General features: G+C 59.4%; 18 protein-coding genes and 3 pseudogenes. 9 read left to right on the top strand and 12 right to left on the bottom strand.

Annotated elements, in window-relative coordinates:
- Positions 1 to 115 precede the first annotated feature (115 nt).
- Genes NP511_RS21555 through NP511_RS21545 form a run of 3 tightly spaced genes read left to right on the top strand, consistent with a single transcriptional unit; the run spans position 116 to position 1,916 of the window.
- Positions 116 to 952, top strand: coding sequence for a hypothetical protein (locus tag NP511_RS21555; RefSeq protein WP_049967160.1), 837 nt, complete (start codon positions 116 to 118; stop codon positions 950 to 952).
- A 2-nt stretch (positions 953 to 954) separates the two neighbouring features.
- On the top strand, positions 955 to 1,275 hold the full coding sequence (locus NP511_RS21550; protein WP_049967101.1) for a DUF8156 family protein: 321 nt from the start codon (positions 955 to 957) through the stop codon (positions 1,273 to 1,275).
- Positions 1,272 to 1,916, top strand: coding sequence for a ribonuclease H-like domain-containing protein (locus NP511_RS21545; protein ID WP_049967102.1), 645 nt, complete (start codon positions 1,272 to 1,274; stop codon positions 1,914 to 1,916). Before NP511_RS21550 ends, NP511_RS21545 begins: the two co-directional genes overlap by 4 nt.
- Positions 1,917 to 2,104: 188 nt before the next feature.
- Here NP511_RS21545 and NP511_RS21540 read toward each other — a convergent pair whose 3' ends face one another.
- The 3 genes from NP511_RS21540 to NP511_RS21530 form a co-directional block, all read right to left on the bottom strand.
- Positions 2,105 to 2,443 carry a DUF8158 family protein gene (locus NP511_RS21540; protein WP_136396951.1) on the bottom strand — a complete coding sequence of 113 codons (339 nt, stop codon included), beginning with the start codon at positions 2,441 to 2,443 and terminating at the stop codon, positions 2,105 to 2,107.
- A gap of 234 nt (positions 2,444 to 2,677) precedes the next feature.
- Complete coding sequence (locus tag NP511_RS21535) at positions 2,678 to 3,166, bottom strand: toxin-antitoxin system TumE family protein (protein WP_084158363.1); 489 nt, start codon at positions 3,164 to 3,166, stop codon at positions 2,678 to 2,680.
- Positions 3,163 to 3,774: a winged helix-turn-helix domain-containing protein gene (locus tag NP511_RS21530; protein ID WP_211249138.1), complete on the bottom strand. Its 612-nt coding sequence runs from the start codon at positions 3,772 to 3,774 to the stop codon at positions 3,163 to 3,165. The genes NP511_RS21535 and NP511_RS21530 overlap by 4 nt, the downstream gene beginning before the upstream one ends.
- Positions 3,775 to 4,587: 813 nt before the next feature.
- Between NP511_RS21530 and NP511_RS21525 the strand changes: the two are divergent.
- From NP511_RS21525 to NP511_RS21515, 3 genes and pseudogenes are all read left to right on the top strand, one after another.
- Positions 4,588 to 5,334: pseudogene (locus NP511_RS21525) on the top strand (type B DNA-directed DNA polymerase); the annotation flags it as partial.
- Positions 5,335 to 5,477: 143 nt separating this feature from the next.
- Positions 5,478 to 6,707: an RNA-guided endonuclease InsQ/TnpB family protein gene (locus tag NP511_RS21520; RefSeq protein WP_049967162.1), complete on the top strand. Its 1,230-nt coding sequence runs from the start codon at positions 5,478 to 5,480 to the stop codon at positions 6,705 to 6,707.
- Between the two features lie 8 nt (positions 6,708 to 6,715).
- A pseudogene (locus NP511_RS21515) lies at positions 6,716 to 7,833 on the top strand (type B DNA-directed DNA polymerase); the annotation flags it as partial.
- Positions 7,834 to 7,972: 139 nt separating this feature from the next.
- Here NP511_RS21515 and orc4 read toward each other — a convergent pair.
- Both orc4 and NP511_RS21505 read right to left on the bottom strand, forming a co-directional pair.
- On the bottom strand, positions 7,973 to 9,205 hold the full coding sequence (orc4, locus tag NP511_RS21510; protein WP_049967105.1) for a DNA replication protein Orc4: 1,233 nt from the start codon (positions 9,203 to 9,205) through the stop codon (positions 7,973 to 7,975).
- A 630-nt stretch (positions 9,206 to 9,835) separates the two neighbouring features.
- A complete protein-coding gene (locus NP511_RS21505; RefSeq protein WP_049967106.1) occupies positions 9,836 to 10,159 on the bottom strand; it encodes a DUF6788 family protein in 324 nt (107 codons plus the stop codon).
- Positions 10,160 to 10,297: 138 nt separating this feature from the next.
- Here NP511_RS21505 and NP511_RS21500 point away from each other — a divergent pair, with 138 nt between their 5' ends.
- Together NP511_RS21500 and NP511_RS21495 are read left to right on the top strand one after the other, a co-directional pair.
- Positions 10,298 to 11,224: a helix-turn-helix transcriptional regulator gene (locus NP511_RS21500; RefSeq protein WP_049967107.1), complete on the top strand. Its 927-nt coding sequence runs from the start codon at positions 10,298 to 10,300 to the stop codon at positions 11,222 to 11,224.
- Positions 11,221 to 11,815 (top strand): annotated as a pseudogene (locus NP511_RS21495) (hypothetical protein). Before NP511_RS21500 ends, NP511_RS21495 begins: the two are co-directional and overlap by 4 nt.
- Positions 11,816 to 11,826: 11 nt before the next feature.
- Here the strand turns inward: NP511_RS21495 and NP511_RS21490 are convergent.
- Positions 11,827 to 12,642, bottom strand: coding sequence for a hypothetical protein (locus tag NP511_RS21490; protein WP_049967108.1), 816 nt, complete (start codon positions 12,640 to 12,642; stop codon positions 11,827 to 11,829).
- A 163-nt stretch (positions 12,643 to 12,805) separates the two neighbouring features.
- Here NP511_RS21490 and NP511_RS21485 point away from each other — a divergent pair, with 163 nt between their 5' ends.
- The gene (locus NP511_RS21485) at positions 12,806 to 13,564 is read left to right on the top strand and encodes a potassium channel family protein (protein ID WP_049967109.1); all 759 of its coding nucleotides are present in this window, start codon (positions 12,806 to 12,808) and stop codon (positions 13,562 to 13,564) included.
- A 134-nt stretch (positions 13,565 to 13,698) separates the two neighbouring features.
- Here the strand turns inward: NP511_RS21485 and NP511_RS21480 are convergent, their stop codons facing one another.
- The 6 genes from NP511_RS21480 to NP511_RS21455 form a co-directional block, all read right to left on the bottom strand.
- Positions 13,699 to 14,625 (bottom strand): ArdC-like ssDNA-binding domain-containing protein, encoded by a 927-nt coding sequence (locus NP511_RS21480; RefSeq protein ID WP_049967110.1) that lies wholly within the window; start codon positions 14,623 to 14,625, stop codon positions 13,699 to 13,701.
- An 86-nt stretch (positions 14,626 to 14,711) separates the two neighbouring features.
- The gene (locus tag NP511_RS21475; protein ID WP_049967111.1) at positions 14,712 to 15,059 is read right to left on the bottom strand and encodes a DUF8013 domain-containing protein; all 348 of its coding nucleotides are present in this window, start codon (positions 15,057 to 15,059) and stop codon (positions 14,712 to 14,714) included.
- 71 nt (positions 15,060 to 15,130) lie between these two features.
- Positions 15,131 to 16,132, bottom strand: coding sequence for a DUF6610 family protein (locus NP511_RS21470; protein ID WP_049967112.1), 1,002 nt, complete (start codon positions 16,130 to 16,132; stop codon positions 15,131 to 15,133).
- A gap of 125 nt (positions 16,133 to 16,257) precedes the next feature.
- A complete protein-coding gene (locus tag NP511_RS21465; protein WP_049967113.1) occupies positions 16,258 to 16,479 on the bottom strand; it encodes a DUF8129 domain-containing protein in 222 nt (73 codons plus the stop codon).
- A gap of 66 nt (positions 16,480 to 16,545) precedes the next feature.
- The gene (locus tag NP511_RS21460; protein ID WP_211249139.1) at positions 16,546 to 17,706 is read right to left on the bottom strand and encodes a hypothetical protein; all 1,161 of its coding nucleotides are present in this window, start codon (positions 17,704 to 17,706) and stop codon (positions 16,546 to 16,548) included.
- Positions 17,707 to 17,948: 242 nt separating this feature from the next.
- Entirely contained in the window at positions 17,949 to 19,364 is a 1,416-nt protein-coding gene (locus NP511_RS21455; protein WP_049967114.1) for a class I SAM-dependent methyltransferase, read from the bottom strand.
- Positions 19,365 to 19,370: the final 6 nt, after the last annotated feature.

Raw genomic sequence — 19,370 nt, 5'->3', positions numbered from 1 at the left:
CTATTCGGGTATGGGAGAACACTCAACGTCGAACCGATTGGCAGTGGACCAGCCGACACGGGGCGCTGACCGCAATCGGTCCCTCGCTGACGAGGCCGATCCGGCTATGGACGAAATGTTGTTGCCGCAGCTCGACGACGGCATCACGCTGCTCGACGTCGAGGGAGGCCGCGGCGTCCCGATCCTGCAGTCGCTGGTACTCGACCATCTCCTCCTGCACGACGGGCCCGCCTTCTGGGTTGACGCAAACGGGCACGCGACCACGACGACACTCGCCCAAATCGCCCCTAGTCAACGGTTGCTCAACCGAATCCATGTGGCACGCGGATTTACCGCCTACCTGCACTACGGCGCCGTCTGTAATCTCTCGACGGCAGTGAACAAAGCAATCCAGATGTCCACCGCCGATGCCGGGGCGGCCGGTCGAGGGGCGCCAGGTCGTGACGAGGACACGTCGCCCCACACGCCCGCCCTCATCGTCGCGCCGGCGGTCGACACCCAGTACCGCGCCGACGGTACCCTCGGCGAAACCCACGCGAAAACCCTCCAAGCCCGCACCCTTGCCCGGTTGGCGACCTACGCCGATGGGTACGACATCCCGGTGCTCGTTACGCGAAACGAACGAAACGAATTCACCGAGCCAGTCGCGACGGTCGCCGACCATCACCTCGAGTGTGAGCAAACCCGGATGGGCCCACGGGTCGTCGGGGAGGACTTCGAGACGCTCGTCTATCCCGTCGACGACGGCGCGTACTACCAGACGACGTTCGCGTACTGGCGGCAGCTGCTCGCGGCACGCGCCACGCAGGTCGGCGTAGAACCGACGACGCCGGCGCCGTCGAAACCGACTCCGGAGGGTGTCGGGACGGGCGTCACAGCTGACGGTGAGACGGTGTCGGCCACCGCGGACCCCCTGCTCGACGCGTGGACGGCAACCGGCGGAGGGCGATAGCGATGGGACGCACGAACCCGACGTACCGAGATGCGTTGCGGGCCATCGAAGAGCGGTGGGCGGAGTTCCGCCGGGCACTGCGGCGTCGCGACCAGCCGCGCTTCGACCGGCTGTTCGAGTACGCCCGCGACCACGCCGACGCGAGCGGGCTGTTGAACCATCAGAATCCGCTGCTGCCGGCGCTGCTCAGCATCGATCTCGAACAGGAGGCCCGCCTCGACGACCACGAGGAACGCCTATCAGAGCTTGAGCAACGGCTTTCGGAAACCGGGGGCGAACAGCAGCAATCGCCCGCCGAAGGTACCACTGGAGGTGTAGAATGACGGAGTTGACGACGATTGCATTCGATATCGAAACGACGGGATTTCAGGCCGATGATGAACTCACAGTAGTTGGGTTCGACTCCGCGGTCTCGTCGCGAGTATTTCTCCATACCGGGACGACACCACAAACAGGCCTCGCAGATCGGCTCAACGACGCCCTCCAGACACCGGTACAGCTCTCACTCCATGACAGCGAACAGGAACTCCTGAACGAACTGGCGACGTTTGTCACATCGACACTCACCCAACGTGATGCAAAGCTCGTTGCGTACAACGGGGAGCGGTGGAACGGAGGATTCGACCTCCCGTTCCTTCGCACACGGCTCTGTACGCACGGGGTCGAGTGGCCCTTTGGCACGTTGCCATACGTCGACGTGATGGATGTCTTCGAGACGCGCTTCAATACCAGTGAGGATACCTTGGATGGCGTCTATGGCGAACTGATTGGTTCACGGTTGAACAACCTCGATCCATTCGACGATAGTGGAACGACAGTCACAGCCTGGAAAGAAGGCGCGTATGAACGCCTTCTCACGCACAACGTCGCCGATATCCGACGAACAAGAGCGCTGATGGAACTCGCAGAACGATATTGCTCGAAATCGGATTTCTCGATGAAGTCACTCGAGCCAATCGTTTGAGAACGCGAGTGAACGACCCTACTCTTCTCGCTGATTGCGGTGAGGGAGTGGAGTGCAATAGGGACGACCACGCTGGTGAATGCCTACATCATGAGTCTACTAGTAGAGTAGCGCTGCAGACGTGTATCACCAGCCGGATGCGCTCACCATTGCTGCGATCTACATCCACATACTGGGGGATTGCTTAGTCAGGGGTCAATCTGTGGGTCGCTGTTGAGCTCGCGGAGATATGCTATTGCGGCGACACCGACGTGGATTCCGTAGACGTAGTCATCGTCGCCGAATGCCTCTCGACCAGCCATTCGATGGGTTACTCCCTTGGTGAGTGATAGACGGATAGCCTCCTTGACGGCGGCTTCACCGGCGTATTCAACGGCGCCTCGAACGTACTTATCGAAGTGACTATCTTGGTGGTCAGATGGCCGTGGATCAGCAGCTCGGTCAAGCGCGAGGGATACGACTTCTTCAATAGAAGGATGTACTGGATTGCCAGTGTTCTCTTGGACGCGATACACCTCGCCAGGCATGGTGATGAATGCGTCAGCCCATGGTATAAACCCAACTGGAGTATCTGGGACTCAAGCAAGGAGTTCGAGGATCAGCTTCGTAGGATCTGTTGCGTCGTTCTAACTGGGTTCTCTACTCGAGTGTCGGTCTGTTCCGTTCTGTGGGACCCATCGTAGGTCCTTAGCGTACCATTGTAGGTTGCGAAATGCGTTGTAGCCGGGTTGGAAGTGTAGGAGTCTTCCCTGCATTCTCGTCTACGGCGGATTTTCTGCGTCGTTGAGCCCTTCGAAGGTTCCGTTCGTGTAGGCGTAGCGCCACCGTTGGAGAACCGCTCGCGTGACCAGTGGGGCCTCACGCACAGTGATACAAGATGGCTCAACAGGACGACTTGGAGCATCAGGTGGTGGATGAAAGTGTCGTGTCGGTGCATCCGGTTTCGGATGACAGTCGAATCGAAAATCCCGCCCCTGGGTGTCCGTGTAGTGCGCAGCGTAGTTCCCAGCCAAGCTCCACCGAATATCTATACGCGCTGTTGATGCCGCTCCAACGCCGTCAGACAGGTCAACCGAAAGCGTCTGTGGGTTCAGGGGATCATCCAGTGAAGCCTCCTCAACCAGCGGCTCTTGATTGACGACCAGATCTCGGATTTCTCGTAACGCTCCGGCATCGATCGGTCCGAACACCTCTGCCTGTTCGGCTGGCTGACTATCGTGAGAAGGGTCCACATCCTCGTCGCTGGTCATACGACGATCGATGAGTCACTGTTACCATCGTCGTCAGTATTGGTGCCAGTGAGATGACCGGTGCGGGTTGCCTCAGCAATCGCGAGTGTCGCTTGTGCCAAGGCGAGGTTGCGGCGAGTGGTTTGCCATTCTCTGAGCAGCGCACCTTGGTCGCTGTCGGTATCTTCGATGTCCAGTTCCCGAGCGAGTTCCTCGGGTGAATCAACGTCGTATTCGGTACGCCAGTCCTGAATCTGTGCTTTCAGTTCAGCGATGCCAGATGCGATCTCTTCGGGTGTTCGTTCCGCAAGTAGCGACTGTGCATGCTCGGTGACGATACCCGTTTCTGACCGGCGGTACAGCGTCGTCTGGCCGTCCTGTGCTGTCGTCACTTCACCGGAATCCATGAGCGTCCGCAGGTGCTTTCGTGCGGTCGTCGGCGAGACACGAGCACGATCAGCAATCTGTGCTGCAGACGTCGGATCGTAAGTCCGGCGAATGATTCCATAGACTCGTTCGAAGGGCGTCGTGTCCTCAACCCATTCCTCTTCGACCACGTCGTTTATGTCACGTTGTTCGGCACCGCCGTCAGGACGTACTCGGTTGGGTGGGGTCGTCTCCTCAGACATCATATGCTAACCCACGGGAGGCAAGTATAATAATCCTCGGGCCAGTATATTGGTCTGTAGTCCATCGGAACACGGAGTGTCTTCACCAACCATTTTAACCAACAAATACGACTATTCCAGAACTGTTGGTTAACCCGGGATTCCGGAAGTCATCTTGGAAAAGACCACAGACACGCAAATAGGACAAATACCCCGGTAGCGATGTCTTCGAAGTCGTCCTCTGAATTATGGAAACACCACGCCACGGCTTATAGGCTGAACAGGCGCAATACCACGGCCTTCAGGCCGTGGATACGCGCCGTCACTCTGGGAAACGTCCCACCGTTCAAACGCCCGCCGTGAGTTTCCCACAGTGACGTTTAAGTGACAGACCGCCCTACTGAAGAGCAGGAATCGGTCGGAACGGAGCGGATTCCGAACCGTCCTTCGGAGGCGGCCTGTCCGCTCACGTAACGAGGCAGTGTCCGGAAAGGGCAGTCGGTGAACGCACATTCCAGAAGAGTGTGTCCGTGCCGACTGCTCAAAGCGAGCATCACGATACCCCCGACTCTGCTGACGCCTGCCGGCGTCCCCGTGGCAAAAACAACACTGGGACGCCGTACACGGTTGAGGATAGGGGTAACGGCGGTTTGGCACCGCCAGCAGTCCACCAGTCCGACGTTGTGGGACTACCCGCGCCCGAAAGGACTGGTAGTCCGGTGACTGGACTGCAGACCTGAAACTCCCACCGCTTGGGATTCCTCCGCGTTCACGCGGAGGAGGATGTCAACTAGGACTGAACCGTTTCGTTCAATCGAGACGTGACAATCCCAAATGCCGTTCACAATCGATATCTTAGACGACGGCCGCGTCCTGGAGTGGGAGGCAACCGCCGACGGCGCCGTCACGACCGAGCGCCAAGACTACACCCCACGCTTCTACGTCGCCGCTCGCGACCCTGATGCCGGCCTCGACCTCACGACACTCCAGTCGGTGTACGACCAGCACCCGGACGTCGTCGCGACCGAGATGGTTACGCGACGGCCGGGCTTTCGACGAGACGAGGAGGCCGTTCTCGCGGTCGACGTTGCCCACATCGACCGCGTCACTCCACTCGCCCGGCAGGCGCGTCAGCTGTCGGACTATCCAGTCGGGGATCTCGCCTGTTTCAACGTCGACTTCTCGCGAGAGTTCCGGTACTGTCTGGAGACCGGCGTCAATCCGACGCCGGCAAGCGAGTTGTCGACGCTCCGGCTCAGCGTTCCGGTGACCGAAACGAGCAACGACGTCTACGGCAAGTTGACCGTCGCCGGCGACACCGTCACCGGCTCGCCGACGGATATCCTGACCGCCGTCCAAGGGGCGCTCGACGCACACGATCCGGACGTCCTGGTCTGCTCGACGAGTGAGATCGTCCCTACTCTGTACGAGATGGCGACGGCTGACGGCGTCGACGACTTCTCGCTGAGTCGATGGCCGGACATCGACTTCCAGCAGCTCGCAAGTCGGTCGACGTACTCGAGCTACGGCCGCGTCGGTCACTCACCGGCGCGGTACAACGTCCCCGGGCGGGCGATTATCTTCCCCCCGCGCAGACCCCACTGTTCACAGCAAAAAAGAAGCGCGTTTGCTTGACTACCTACCATTATTGGTGGTGAACTGCTCCCCCCCCCCCCCCCAAATTTACATTAATACTTTTAATGGTGACGCTATTTGTGAAGTACGTGAAGGTCCGCCGCACCGTCCCAGTCAAACTCGACGTGACCGACGAACAGGCGGACCTGCTTCACGAGACGATTGACGAGTTTCTGTGGGCCGCCAACTATGTCGTAGACGCCGCGTGGGACGGCGAGTGGGCTGAAACCCGTAAGTCCGTTCTCCACGAGGAAACCTACGACGAGGTACGCGAACAGACACGACTCCACAGCAACCACGTCCAATCGGCTCGTGACCGTGCTGTCGATGCACTTGACAGCGTGGTCGCAAAGTGGTCGAAGGGCGAATACGCCTCGTTGCCGACGTTCACCACTCCGTTTTGCGAATACAACCAGCGCAACGCCACGTTCCACGACGACTACGCTTCGCTGTCCACGGTTAATGGCCGGGTCACCGTCGAGTACGTCTTGCCCGACAAAACCCGTGACACGCCCCACTCGAAGTACCTGCGTTCTGAACGATGGGAGACGACCGGCGCGACACTCCACTACCGTCGTGGCGATTTCTACCTCCACGTCCGAACAAAGGCGGACGTGGACGTCCCCGAACCAGCCGAGAACGGAACGGTTCTCGGTGTAGATCTCGGGGTCGAGAACATCGCCGTCACCTCGACTGGTGCGTTCTGGTCTGCGGACGAACTCAACCACTGGCGAACGGAGTACGTTCAGCGCCACAAATCGCTCCAAGAGTGCGGGTCGCGGTGGGCACACAAAAACGTCCAAGCGGTCGGACGCAAGGAGACAGGACGCTTCAAGCAATATCTCCACCGCGTAGCGAACGAACTGCTTGAACAGGCTATAAAGAACGGCTGTACGGTGATTGCCTTCGAGAACCTGACGGACATCCGTGACCGGATACCGAACGTGCGGAAGTTCCACGAATGGGCGTTCCGGCGACTGTACGAGTACGTCTCATACAAAGCCGAAGAACGCGGTATCCACGTCGAACAGGTGAATCCGAAGAACACGAGTCGGCGGTGTTCGTCGTGCGGGTTCACCCACGAGGGCAACCGACCATCGCAGGAGACCTTTTGCTGTCAATCCTGTGGGTATGAGAACCACGCCGACTACAACGCAGCCAAAAACATCGGCTATCGACTCCTTCGCAACCAAACTGGCGGTGAAGGAGGCGCACCCGTAGGCGTGCGCTTGAACAGCGGGATGTTGAACGCGAACGGTGTCAAATCCGTACCGGATTCGGTTAGAGCGGGAGTCCACGCTGAAAGCCCACCTCCTTAACGGGTTAGCTTACCTGTACCCGGAACGTCTCGCCAGACGTTATCCGGTGTGACTGCCACAGCGACCGCGACGACGTCCCCGGCCCCACGGGCTCGATCTGCGACGACCGGGGCTACCTCGTCGACGTGCTACAGCCGATCATCGACGCGCGCGACGAGATCCAGGCAGCCATCCGTCGCGAGAAGGAACGGGACGACCCCGACGAGGACCGACTGGCATAACTCGAGGGGCGGTCGGGAGCGCTGAAGTGGATTCTCGTCGCCTGCTTCGGCTATCAAGGGTTCAGCAACGCGAAGTTCGGCCGCATCGAGTGCCACGAGGCAATCAACGCGTTCGCTCGTGAGATTCTGCTGACGGCGAAACAGCGACTGGAAGCTGGCGGCTGGCGGGTCGTCCACGGTATCGTCGATTCCATCTGGGTAACCCCATACCCCAGCGTCGACGACGATGACCGCGAGGACCTCGAGACGCTCGCGACGGAGATCACGAAACGCGTCGAGATTCGGCTCGAACACGAAGCCCACTACGACTGGGTGGCGTTCGTCCCGCAGCGCGAGAGCGACGCCGGCGCGCTGACGAAGTACTTCGGGAAGGTCGCCGGTGACGACGACTTCAAGATCAGAGGTATCGAAGCCCGGCAGCGCTCAACCCCGCCGTTCATCGAGGACGTCCAGCGGGACTGTCTCGACCGGCTCAATGCCACGCGGTCACCGGACGCGGTGCTCGGACGGCTCGAACGAGCAATCGACGAACTGCAGGCGGGCAACGTAGCAGTGGAGCGGCTCGTCGAGCGGAATCGTGTCTCCAAGCCCCTAGAAGGCTACACACAGAATACCCAAAACGTGGCGGCCTTGAAACGGGCTCGCGAGCAGGAACTGGCAGTCCACCCGGGCCAGGATATCGAGTACGTGGTCGTCGACGACGAGAAATCCTCGCGAGACCGTGTCGCCCTCGCCCACGAGGAGATCGAGACCTACGACGCCTCGTACTACGAAACGCAGCTGGTCAGAGCGGTCGAGAGCGTGCTTTCACCGCTCGGGTGGGATCGGTCCGACATTAGTCGAGAGCTCTCCGGTGAGAGGGCACCGTTTTGAACTCGTTCGGAGCCTCCAACGAACGGTCGTAGTGGACCCCACCCCTGGTTTCCGTCGTTTCGATCCAACCCCACGTTTCCGACGTAATTTTCGACCCCCCTCGTTTCCGTCGTTTCCTCACGCCCCACCCCAGATTTCCGTCGTCCGCACCCACTCAGTAGTAGGGGGTCACTACTCGCGAGTCCAGTCCTGCATCCGGCTGTCCTCGAGGATCGTTTCGCGGACAACCTGGGGATCTTCGATGAGTCGGTTCTGGAGGTGGATGCCGCCCGCACTCCCCTTGTTGATCTTCTCGATTTCGACAACCCCGAGGAAGGCCTGCTCTTTCAGGATGTCGCGGAGCCGACGGACTGAGAGGATATCCATATCGAGATGGTTACAGATGCGTTCGTACTGGTCGTACACCCGGCTCGTGAGGAACGTATCGTCGTTGCTGTTGACACTCAGCTCCGTGAGCGCCAGCAACGCCGCCTTCGCCTGCGTGGGTGCGCCGTTCACGAGTTCTCTGAACCTGTCCTTTTCGGCGTGTTGCTGTGCCTGGCGGACGTGTTCCTCCGTCACTTGCTCTGCCCCGGCCTCGTAGGCGACCTCCCCGGCGTGGCGAAGAATGTCGATCGCCTTCCGAGCATCGCCGTGTTCCTGCGCGGCGAAGGCCGCCGAAAGCGGAATCACGTCCTCGGAAAGGACGTCGTCCTGGAAGGCGTCCTCACGGTTGAACATGATCTCCCGGAGCTGGTTGGCGTCGTATGGCTTGAAGAACAGTTCCTTGTGCTGGAAGCTGCTTTTCACGCGCTCGTTCACGTTGTCGACGCACTGGATCTTGTTGCTGATCGCGATGACACCGACGCTACAGTCGATTTTCCCCGCCTCCTCAGCGCGCGAGAGCTTCATCAGCACGCTGTCGTCGTTCATCAGATCGATCTCGTCGAGGATGATGATCACAGAATCGAATTGAGCGTCGAGCGTCTTCCAGAGGAGTTTGTAGTATTTCGACGTACTGAGGCCGGTATGGGGGACGGAGATTCCAGTCGAAGATTCATCGTTCAGCTTCGCGGCCAGTGAGGAAATCGACTGAGTCTCCGTGTTGTCTTCAGCACAGTCGATATACGCTGTTCCAATCTCGACGCCATCCTGAGCGGCATTTTGAGCTCGTTGACAGACGTGTTTTGAAACGAGAGATTTGCCGGTCCCCGTTTTCCCGTAGATCATCACGTTTTCTGGGGAATACCCGTGGACAGCACCGTTGAGACGTTTCGCGAGCTTCGAGATTTCCTCGTCGCGACCGACGATCCGGTCAGCCTCCGGCACGTGGCCGATTTTCAGGAGATCCTTGTTCGCGAAGATGTGATGCCCGGATTCAAAGAGTGGATCGTCGACAGAACTGGGTGAAGAGTCGGGCGTCATTGAATATCACACGGTGTGAGCGGGGAGAGTATAAATCTAGTGGAGAACGCCACCCCACGTTTCCGACGTTCCTTGTCCGATATCAGCCGGAAAATGCCGTAATTCGTTGGAATTGGATTGCTGACAATATAGCCGCGTTTCCGACGTGAAACAGGAAACCCGGAGACGGAAGCGTCGCCTCGATGCCGAACCCCGAACCCACACACCCCACGTTTCCGTCGTAATCAACGAACAGGTGGGGAGGGGACTCGAAGAAGACATCCACGACGAGTTACCAAAGACGAGAGCGGCCTAGACGTCCAATACTGGCCGTCTACAGTAGCAGCTGGAAAGAATCGTTTCATCTGAGGGGGCGAAGTACCTCGCCCCCTCTTTGATCGAAGTTCACTTAATGAGCTTTTCTCAGCTATACTACTTTAATCTATATGTTGCGGAAGTTAGTTCATCTCTAGATTGGTTCTAGGTCAACAGAATTAGTGGTTGCATAGCACTATCGTAGCCTCTCCCTACGCCGTCGTGAAGAAACGACGGAAACGCGGGGGGTGTGGTCACCTCCAAATCAACGTTACTCCCTCCACCCACATCCAGTTACGACGGAAACGTGGGGTGGGTGTCCTCCATCATCGAGTTTTACTCGTCTGGGTTGACCGGACCTTTGTACTTCGACTTCACTGAATCACCCTCCCGCCACTGCCAGTAGTAGTAGCGATTGTCGTTGATCTCCTTGATCGTGATTGTCGCTTTGGCAGGAACGTCGTCCGGGAGATCGTCTGGTCGCTCTTCGATCTCTTCTTGATCTGCCGACTCCTCGAGACGGGCCTCTCGTTCCTTGTGCTCGGCGAGCGCTTCAGCGTACGTCGCAACGTCTCGGAGCTGCTCCGGGTCCGACTCGTTGAGCGTGTTGACGATCTCCGTCGGGAGGTTCGCCGGTGGGGTCGGGGGTTCGTAGGACATCGGCTACTCTCGTGTTAACCAACACGACCCACGAATCCATAGTTTTGTTGGTTAAGACGATGAAGGCAGTTCTCGCGACCGCTGGCTGTAACACTACTCGAAACTTCTTTATATACAAGTTTCGTACTATGTTACACCGTGCTCCGGCGCATCGAACTCGAGGTCCTCGCCACGGTCGACCGAGGCGACACGATCTCCGAACTCGCGACGAAGCTCGACCACAGCGAGAGCTACCTCTCCCGTGCCGTCGGCGACCTCGTCGAGAAGGGGCTCGTCTACACGGAACGCGATGGCCGGCGAAAACGAGTCGTCCCGTCGGACGCTCGTGCCGTCGAACTCTACCAAGACCTCGTCCGCCAGCACTCCCATATCGACTTCCCCGAGCTGCTGACCGGCAAGGCACTCGAGGTGCTGTACTACCTCGACCAGCCGCGAACCGTCTCCGAGATCGCCGACCGGAGCGACAACTACCGCAACACGGTCAACCGCGTCCTCAAGCGGTTTCGTGACCGTGGTCTCGTCGGGACGGCCGACGGCCGCTACGATTTCAACGCCGACTTCGACCGCCTCCACGAGTTCGCCCGTGAACTCGCACACCATCTGCATCGTCAACGCCTCGAAGCCATCGCCCCGAAGGGGACGATTCTCTGGGAGGACTACGACGAATTCCTCACCCAGACCCAGACGGAGATCGACGCGGAGCCGTTCCACGAAACAGGCCTCGCTCGATTCGCGGCCTTCGACCTCCAGTTCCTGCTCACCAGCCATCGCTACTACTTCTACTCCGAGGACCTCGACGCAGTCTCGCCGGCGGAACTTTGTTGTCACACGCTACTGATCGACGACGGCAGCCGCCACCGCTCGTACTGTCTCCTCCTGCTCAGCCGCGTCGACGTCGACGAGGCGGACCTCCGAGAGCAGGCGGCGAAGTATGGCCTTGAAGCCGAAATCGACGCCTTGCTGCGCTACCTCGAGACGCACGGCGAGGTCGACGACGACCGGCTTCCGGAGTGGGACGAGTTTCAGGCGCTAGCGGCTGACTACGAGGTGGATCTACCACAATGAGACCAACATTCGGACGCGAGTACATCGAGAACGAATTCCAGCAAATCGGGAACGGGCTATCTGAACCGCTCACGGTCTACCTGATCGGTGGTGGTCGCGAACAAGCTCGTACTCACCGACGGGATGCAAGAGCGCAGCGAGCCGTTCCTCGACACTGATCGACTGACGGTCCGGCTGGTCAGCAACGAGGATATCTTCCTGTTCAAGGCAATCGCAGGCCGCGACGACGACATCGAGGACATGAATATGCTCGTGCAGGCCGGCCTCGATTACGATGTCGTCCGGGATGAACTCGAAGCCCAGATCGAACGCCTAGGGGACGATCAGTTCGCCACGTTCGCGAACGAGGCCTTGGTCGAACTCGAGGACCGGTACGGGGTGACCACGCCGATCGAGGCCCGCGTCCAGGAGATCACGAATAGGTACTACCAGGGGCTCGAAGTCCTCCAGGCACTCGATGAACCGATGACCGTCGACGAACTGGCCGCCGAACTGGAGCTGGATACCGACGAGGTTCACGACCGGATCGCGTATCTCTCAACGTTCGACCGGGCCCAACGAGATGGCGACACAGTCCGTCCCGTGGAGTAGTCTGGTCACGACTACGGGGAGGGAAGGCGGCCGTCTGGGCGGGGAACGCGGCCCCGTTTGATCTCGTGATCGACGCGGCGCAGGTGCTTGCAGCCGCCTTCGGGTGAACGTTGCTGCCAGTCGGGACAGGTACACGATTCGTCGATGATGTCGACTTCGTACCTGTTACCGGACGCGGACTGCACCTCGTAGCGGCCACCTTTCGAGAGGAGTGAGACGTCCATCGCTTCGGCGACGGCACGCTTCGTGCGGGGCTCGAGTTCGTCCTGCGACTGTGCGTTCTCGTCGACGACCAGTCGGTCGCGAACGTCGCCCGTTCGGCCACCGTCGAGAGCGGCGGCTTCCGCAGGGCCACTGAGCCGCTCGTGGAGTACTTCCTCCACCGGATGGCCTTCCGGCCACAGGTAGTGGACCTCGCGGCGCTCGCGATGGTCGTAGGAGCCGCACGCGGCTGCGCACCCAGTCCAGACGCGCCAGGCACCCAGCGCGGCCATCACGTCGACGATGTCACGGGGAACCGTCTGGTGGTCGTCCGGGAAGAACACCCGGAAGCGGGTACACGCCTCCTGCGGCGGGACGGTCTCCCACCAGTCTTCGCTGGAGCCCCAGCTGTCGTACATCGCGTCGTCGCTCCCGTAGCCGACGGTCACGCCGTCGATCGGCGTCCAGTCTGCTGGGAGGTGGTCCGACTCGCCTTCGAGCACCCGAAGAACGGCGTATCGGAGGTACTCGTGGGCTTGGTTGTCTGCCGTTCGAGCGACTTGGTCGTGTTGCTTGGCAACGTGCTCGGCTTCCTCGAGGACCGTCGTGAGATTGGGTTCAGTCATCATTCGACGGAGGTCTGAATGCGCCTCCGTCCCTCCGAGGGCGCAGAAAAACTCCCAGTAGCTGATGGACTGGCTTTCACTCAGAATGACTGTTTATAGACACGGTGAATGCAGTGTTCGCGTAGGCGGTGCTATTTACAGATATGGGGACGCTACACTAGGTATGGTTGCCACGTACTCAATACTGTCACTACTGATCATCTTCGCGCTGTCGTTGTTGATTGTACGTACCGGCTCGATTGCGCTGGAGATGACGGGCCTTTCACCAGATGTGGCCTCCTTCCAAGCCACGTCTGCGTTCTCTGGAGCCGGATATACGACCGAAGAGGCAGAACAGGCTATCACCACCGTCGGCCGCCGAAAAACCGTGAAGGCGCTCATTCGGCTCGGCAGTATTGGACTGCTCGGTGCGATTTCGTCACTTATCCTTTCGTTCACGCGAACTGGTGGCGACGACCTGTTGAACTTGCTGTATATACTCGGTGGCGCCGGTGTGATCATTCTGTTCGCACGAAGTCGGTGGTTCAACCGCCTCGTGACGCCGCTAATTGAGTGGGCGCTGAGTGAGACGACAGAGTTGGAGATCTCGGATTACGCCCAGTTACTCGGACTGCAACGCGAATATCGTGTGGTGGAGGTGGAAATCAGCGCGGGTGATTGGCTGGCAGGGGAGTCGATTTCGGAGCTGGATTTACCACGCGAAGGGGTGTTGATACTCGGCATCCGTCGTGATGATTCATATATTGGTGCGCCACAACCAGATACGGAGACGAAACCGGACGACACGCTCGTCCTCTATGGGAAACAAGACCGTCTCAAAGAATTGTCAGACCGGCTCAGTGGTGATGCTGAGGCTCGGGAAGATGCTGTTGAAGACCACGAGGAAACGCTTGAAGAGCAAAAACAACTCATTGAACAATAATAGGAACCACACCCCGATTTTGACCTCCTGATCAGGACGTACAATTGACTGAAAGAACGGCGACATCACATTTGGATTAACCAACAATACAAAACCACGCATCCTTCTGTTGGTTAACCGAATGGACGAGGGAGTCATTCCTCGAGGAGGTCGATGAGCTCTTCTCCTGTGGAACTGATCCGTCCAAGCCGCTCGCGAACGACCTCGGGGTCGTCCGACTCCCAGGCTGCGAGGTAGAACGCTGACCCACTGGTGTCGAGCCCGCAGTAGCGCCCGACGACGTACGCGACGGCTTCGGCCTCGACTTCGCGTTTCGACCGCTCGGTGTCGTCGTCGACGTCGAAGTGGAGCAGAGCGTGAGCGTACTCGTGAATCAGCGTTCGCGCGAGGTCGGCCTCGTTCTCCCGATCACGCACCTCGACGAGCGGCTGAACGTCGACGAGGCACAGCTGCTCGCAGATGCCCTTCGCCTCGCCGTGGGTCCACTCCTCGGCTGGAACGATCCGCACCGTCACGCCGAGGTCGTCAGCGGCGGCAGTCAACTGCTCGACGAGGTCGCCGGCGTCCCCGGTTGCTTCTGTGTCCAGGTCGGGAAGCGGTTCGCCCTCGGTCTGGGAGATGTCGAACACCGGCGCGGGCTTGAACCCGACCAGGCCCTCGGACCACTCCTCGGGCGACGTCTCATCGTAGTCACAGTCGCTGTCCTCGTGATAGCTCGGCGAATTCTCGCACTCCGGGCACTGCTTGGTGATGATCGGCGCCCAGATCCAGATGGCCGACTCACCCTCCGTGACGTGACGGTCGAACTCCTCCTGCCACGTCTGGTAGCCAGCCACGCGGGTTGCCTCGGGACACTGCCGCTTGATGAGGAGCGTGTTCCGATACGAGTAGTCGTGGAAGCGACTCTGGACGTCAAGCCACTCCTGGAACTCCGCGCTGGCCTGCGCGTCGTCGACGCCGGCGACGAGGTCGTCGATCCACTGTTCGATCGTACTGTTCATCTCGTCCGATCGCGTGTCGGTCTGTTCGAAGGAGACCGACGAGTCTCTGGTCGTAGACATCGTGATCACCGAATCGAGTTCACGGCGACTGCGTCTGTTCAGACCGCGCCGCACCCCTCAGGGGCGTCCAAAAACCGCTCTGTCGGTTAGCGGAGCTCGTGACGTTCGTCTGCAAAGCCGACCGTAACGAGGTACTCGAGGAACTCGTCGAACTGCTCGACGTCACTGGGCGTGTCGGTCGCAAGATGACGCGCCCACTCGATGGCCCACTGGAAGGCGGGATCCGTGCCGCCCTTGCCGTGAATGTACCACCACCGGGCCGCTTTCAGCACGACCAGCGGATTCGTCGGTGGCTGCTCACTGGCGAGCCCACGGGTGATAGACTCGATTTCGTCGGGGACGTCGGCGGGATCGATCTCCGCTGATTGCGTGTTGTCGATATCGACCGGGATATCGTCGATCGAGACGTTGTCGGGACTCTGTTGTTGACTCACTGGAAGTCACCTCTGAGAGCTTTCGAAGGAGCCCTCGCCCTCTCTGGGGGCACGAAAAACAGGTCGCGAAGTCACGCCGGCGGGAGGTAGACGCTCTGTTTGCCGGCGATCTCCTCCAGGTTGTTTCGATGACGGTGGCTGAAGTAGCACTCGTAGCTGCAGTATCCACAGATTGCGCCGGTATCGTATTCGGCGACGTACGGGCCGCGGCGAGTTCGCCAGACGTTCGTCCCGCACTCGGTACAGGCGGCGTCCTCGAGATCGGCAGGACTCGGACCCTCGTACTCGACGTCGAGCCCCTCATCTTGCGGTGTCGTTTCGGGCCAGATTCCGTGGGTCCTCCAAAACTCACGGACGCGAGCGAGGCTGTGGCGCACCGTCTTTCGCACGGTGACGTGGTCGGCGTCGCGACCGCTGTCGTCCCAGCCGTCGGCCGTCCAGAACTCACCGAACTGTGCGCCGCGATGCAGCCCGTTCCAGTCGACGCCGACGATGTCGGCCGGTGGCTCGTCCGTGAGTGTCGGTCTGGTCAGCTGTCGAATGGCGTTGAGCTGCTTGGGCGGACTCCCGCCGAGGATGTGGACGCGCCGCCCTCTCCAATCGGCTGGGTCGGAGAACTCGTGGGCCAGGCGGTCGGCGTATCCCCGTGAATATCCGAGGACGAGGGTCTCGGGAATCGCGTCGATCACCGCCCGCGACTTCGGAACGACGATGAGCTCGGCCTCGGGGTAGCTCGCTTGGATCTCGCGAGCGGCAGCGACGTGGGCGTCGACGGCATCTGGTTCGTAGATGTCGCCGATGACACCGACCTGTGGCTCGTGCTCGAAGAAGCGATCGACGAATCGTTCCAGGTCGGGATTGCGGAAGTCGTTATCGAGCATCCCCACAGGAATCTCGAGGTTCAGGTACTGGTCTGCCTGATACCCACAGTCTTCTCGAAACCCGGGAAGAAATCCGAGGGCCAACGCATCAGCGACGAATGGAACTCGATGGAGGAACGCCACATGGTCCGCTTGTCTGGCGGCAGCGATGTCGCTAGCCGTGCTGGAGTCTGGACTCAAATCGAGGGACATGACTGAACTCGCGAGGCGGCTGCTGGTCGCCCCGCACCCATTCAGGAGGCTGAAAAAACGGGACACTCTCAACGTTAACCAACACGAGGTGGTAGCTGACTCCGGTTGTTGGTTAAGACCAATCGCTACGTCTCATCCTCACGCAACTCTTCGGCCTTCCACTGGAGCCGACGCAGAATCTGCGTCCGATTCTGGTGGGCGTTCTCGTAGGCAACACACTCACGGAGTGTCTCCATATCGGGGATCGTCGCGATCCCGGCCTTGATCAGTCGGTGGTTCGGTGCTTCGAGGCGCTTCTCGGGTGGGAATTCATCGTTATTGCCGCTGCTGTCCGCGGATTTCTCCATCTCTATCGCCCTCCACCCCTGAAGGGCGAGAAAGACAGAACAGACGACTACGTCACCGTCGCGGCGTCAGGCCATCGCGTCCTGGAACCGCTCACGAAGCGCGTCCTCACGCTCCTCGAACTGATCGACCTTCTCCTGTAGATCGTCGCTGACGCGCTCGATGCTCGCGAGCGCCCGCTCGCCGGCGAGCGACGCCTGCGACCCGTCGTCGCCGTCCGCCTCCAGCTCCTCCTCGTAGGCTCGCTCGACCCGCTTGATGGTACCCTCGGGGTTGAACAGGATGTCGTTGGCCGTGCGAACGTAGCCGTCCAGCGACGCGCCTTCCTTGCCCTGGAAGAAGTGAGTGAGCGCGTACGTCGCGCCGGAATGCAGCGTCCACATATCGATCTCGACGGGTGAGGCCGCGTTGGCCTCGGCATCGCTCGCAGCGCGCTCGGCCAGGTAGTCCGGGAAGCCCAGCAGACTGTAGAACTCCGTGACGGTGAACGGGAGATCGGAGAAGTCGAGTTCGATGTTCTGGGCGTCACGGATGAACTCGAAGAGGTCGTCAGCCACGAGTTCGACCTGTGCGAGAATCTCTTCCCAACAGGTTCGGAAATTCCGCACGTCGCCGACGTGCTTGATGACCTCCTTGTCGGTGAGCGAGCGCATTGTATTCGAACAATACCCGTCCTGGGCGAATCCCTCCACGTAGACGGCGTGCTCGCCGAAGAAGTCGTAGCCCGACGTGACGCCCATCGTTATCGGGTCCGACCGGCCGGGGAGGCGCACCTCGAGGCCGTCGAACATGATGTCCATATGGACCTCGCCGCCGCCCCGGTAGCGACGAATCTCGCCGAACATCACGTCACCCAGCGGCGTTCCGTCGATGGTCTCCTCGCGGAGGACCTCCTCCAGAGGGCCGTAGACGTCGACCGGGTTGATGATCGAGTACGAGTCGGTCGGAATATGGAACAAGGAATCCGTTTCGGCGTCCTCCTCACGGGCCTGCTCTCGAGCGCGACTCGGCTCGACGAGCGCGTTGAACCGCTCCGTCTCGACCCACTCGTCGGTGTACGGATTCTTGTAGGCCACGGTCGACTCGACGGCCTGCGGGAGGTCGCGGATCGCCTCAGCGAAGCTCACGGTGTCTTTGCCGCCGTGACGCTGACGATACCACTCGGGTAGTTCGGTGTCGGTACGTCCATCGACGCCAGCGAAGATGGTTCTCGACTCTGGGTCTTTCATCGTAGTCACCTCGATGCAGGAACGCTCATCGACGGCTGCCTGCATCGTCTCGCGCCCTGCGCCCCTCTGCCGGGCGCAACAACAACACCACGTTAACCAACATTGACCCAGGAAACAGCCGATTGTTGGTTAATAACCAACCGGCGGCGACACATCTTACTGTCGTTACTCAGTACTTGAGCGACGAAGTCGTACCTGCTACGGGTTCGGAATCCACGGATGTCTCTCCCAGGGGAGATGGCTCAATCCGATTCTACTATATCCCGCAAAAGCTTATGTCGGGCACGTAAATCTCCTGCTGTCCAATCGCTCTCCGTGTCGTTACTCATTGAGTGAACAAGCGGGTTATAGTGAGCAACAGCATCTCGAAGGTCTTTCACATCCCATATTGTTGCCCCATATGATTCTAGATCTACCGGTAGCTGCTGCATCTCATCGGCCTCAGACAGGATGTCAAGTAGTTTCCCTACGGTACCCCCGGCTAGCTTGTCAGGTGCGAGATCGCCGACATAGGTCGTGCGGATGTGAATGTCGGTCTCAGTTTCCCAGTCCGGGATGTGTTCACGGATGATCTTTCGTAGTCGAATTTCAAACTGAGCGAGAAGCACGTACAGGTACTGGTAGACGGGAATCTTGTTCAGGTCGAATCGGGTCACGATTCCCTCCGGATCATTTGGCTGGCCGACGAAACAGAACCGTTCTCCGTCTCTTCCTAGTCGTTCAATTACCGTCCCGACTTCTTCTCCGGGAGCGACGCAATCTGAGTCCGTTAGCGGCAGTACGTGTTCGGTGACGGGCTCTTCACCTCGTATCTCCATCTCTGCTCTGGCGACGTAGCCACGAAGTCCCTCTAGTTGCTCCGGATCATCGAAGACGAATGCAGCGTCGTAGTCCTCATAGTAGAGATCTAAGTAGACGAAGGCAGCGTCATCCTCAGCACTATATACATCCAACTCCGGGAAACATGTCGCTGTATGGCGAGCAGGCTCGCTGATTGTCGGTGAGGTTGCACTCGCCATGAGTTGGGACTCAACTTCTGATGGGTCTGGTCGGATTGATGATACCGCTGGGTCGAACTCCTCTGACTCCGGACTATTGACTTTGAGGAGCATGTGGGGAATATCGGCCTCAAAATGGTCGCGATCAACCGATTCAACATCTGCAACTTTCGGAGCCAAGTAACTGCGGAAGGGGCCCTTTGTCTCTTCTGTTTTGAATCCTCTCGTAGTCAAGAATACACCGTTTCCGTCCTCTGTTAGGACGTGTAGCGACCGTTCGAGAAACAGCAGGCCGGTATGGATACGGGCTGTATCCGGAGATATCTGAGCAAAGGAGGTAGCATACTCGCGCTGCTTTTCCTCACTCAGGTCAATCCACTGGACGGTTGGCGGATAGCTAAGCACGAACTCAAACGAGTCAAGGCGTGCGTCCGCACTCAGATAGTCTCCTTTCCGAACCTCTACTTGGTCAGTGTAGTTCTCTCGAACCGTCTCGACATACTCGTCCTCTGTATCGATCGCAACCCCAGATGGTGGGTCATGCACCGAGTCCTCGAAATATCGTTCCACAGCAGAAATTAATTCACCTTTCCCACATCCCGGATACAGGATTCGCTTCCCGTACGTGGAGCTGATATCCTCGAAGAGGAGTTCAGCCATCCGATC

Source organism: Natrinema thermotolerans (assembly GCF_031165565.1).
Lineage (GTDB): Archaea > Halobacteriota > Halobacteria > Halobacteriales > Natrialbaceae > Natrinema > Natrinema thermotolerans.
The sequence above is the reverse complement of the archived record's forward strand: the minus strand, read 5'-3'. Positions and strand labels throughout refer to the sequence as shown.

Coding starts and splice junctions, on each gene's coding strand:
- NP511_RS21555 (WP_049967160.1), top strand. CDS start 116: ATGTTGTTGCCGCAGCTCGACGACGGCATCACGCTGCTCGACGTCGAG.
- NP511_RS21550 (WP_049967101.1), top strand. CDS start 955: ATGGGACGCACGAACCCGACGTACCGAGATGCGTTGCGGGCCATCGAA.
- NP511_RS21545 (WP_049967102.1), top strand. CDS start 1,272: ATGACGGAGTTGACGACGATTGCATTCGATATCGAAACGACGGGATTT.
- NP511_RS21540 (WP_136396951.1), bottom strand. CDS start 2,443: ATGCCTGGCGAGGTGTATCGCGTCCAAGAGAACACTGGCAATCCAGTA.
- NP511_RS21535 (WP_084158363.1), bottom strand. CDS start 3,166: ATGACCAGCGACGAGGATGTGGACCCTTCTCACGATAGTCAGCCAGCC.
- NP511_RS21530 (WP_211249138.1), bottom strand. CDS start 3,774: ATGTCTGAGGAGACGACCCCACCCAACCGAGTACGTCCTGACGGCGGT.
- orc4 (WP_049967105.1), bottom strand. CDS start 9,205: ATGACGCCCGACTCTTCACCCAGTTCTGTCGACGATCCACTCTTTGAA.
- NP511_RS21505 (WP_049967106.1), bottom strand. CDS start 10,159: ATGTCCTACGAACCCCCGACCCCACCGGCGAACCTCCCGACGGAGATC.
- NP511_RS21490 (WP_049967108.1), bottom strand. CDS start 12,642: ATGACTGAACCCAATCTCACGACGGTCCTCGAGGAAGCCGAGCACGTT.
- NP511_RS21485 (WP_049967109.1), top strand. CDS start 12,806: ATGGTTGCCACGTACTCAATACTGTCACTACTGATCATCTTCGCGCTG.
- NP511_RS21480 (WP_049967110.1), bottom strand. CDS start 14,625: ATGTCTACGACCAGAGACTCGTCGGTCTCCTTCGAACAGACCGACACG.
- NP511_RS21470 (WP_049967112.1), bottom strand. CDS start 16,132: ATGTCCCTCGATTTGAGTCCAGACTCCAGCACGGCTAGCGACATCGCT.
- NP511_RS21465 (WP_049967113.1), bottom strand. CDS start 16,479: ATGGAGAAATCCGCGGACAGCAGCGGCAATAACGATGAATTCCCACCC.
- NP511_RS21460 (WP_211249139.1), bottom strand. CDS start 17,706: ATGAAAGACCCAGAGTCGAGAACCATCTTCGCTGGCGTCGATGGACGT.
- NP511_RS21455 (WP_049967114.1), bottom strand. CDS start 19,364: ATGGCTGAACTCCTCTTCGAGGATATCAGCTCCACGTACGGGAAGCGA.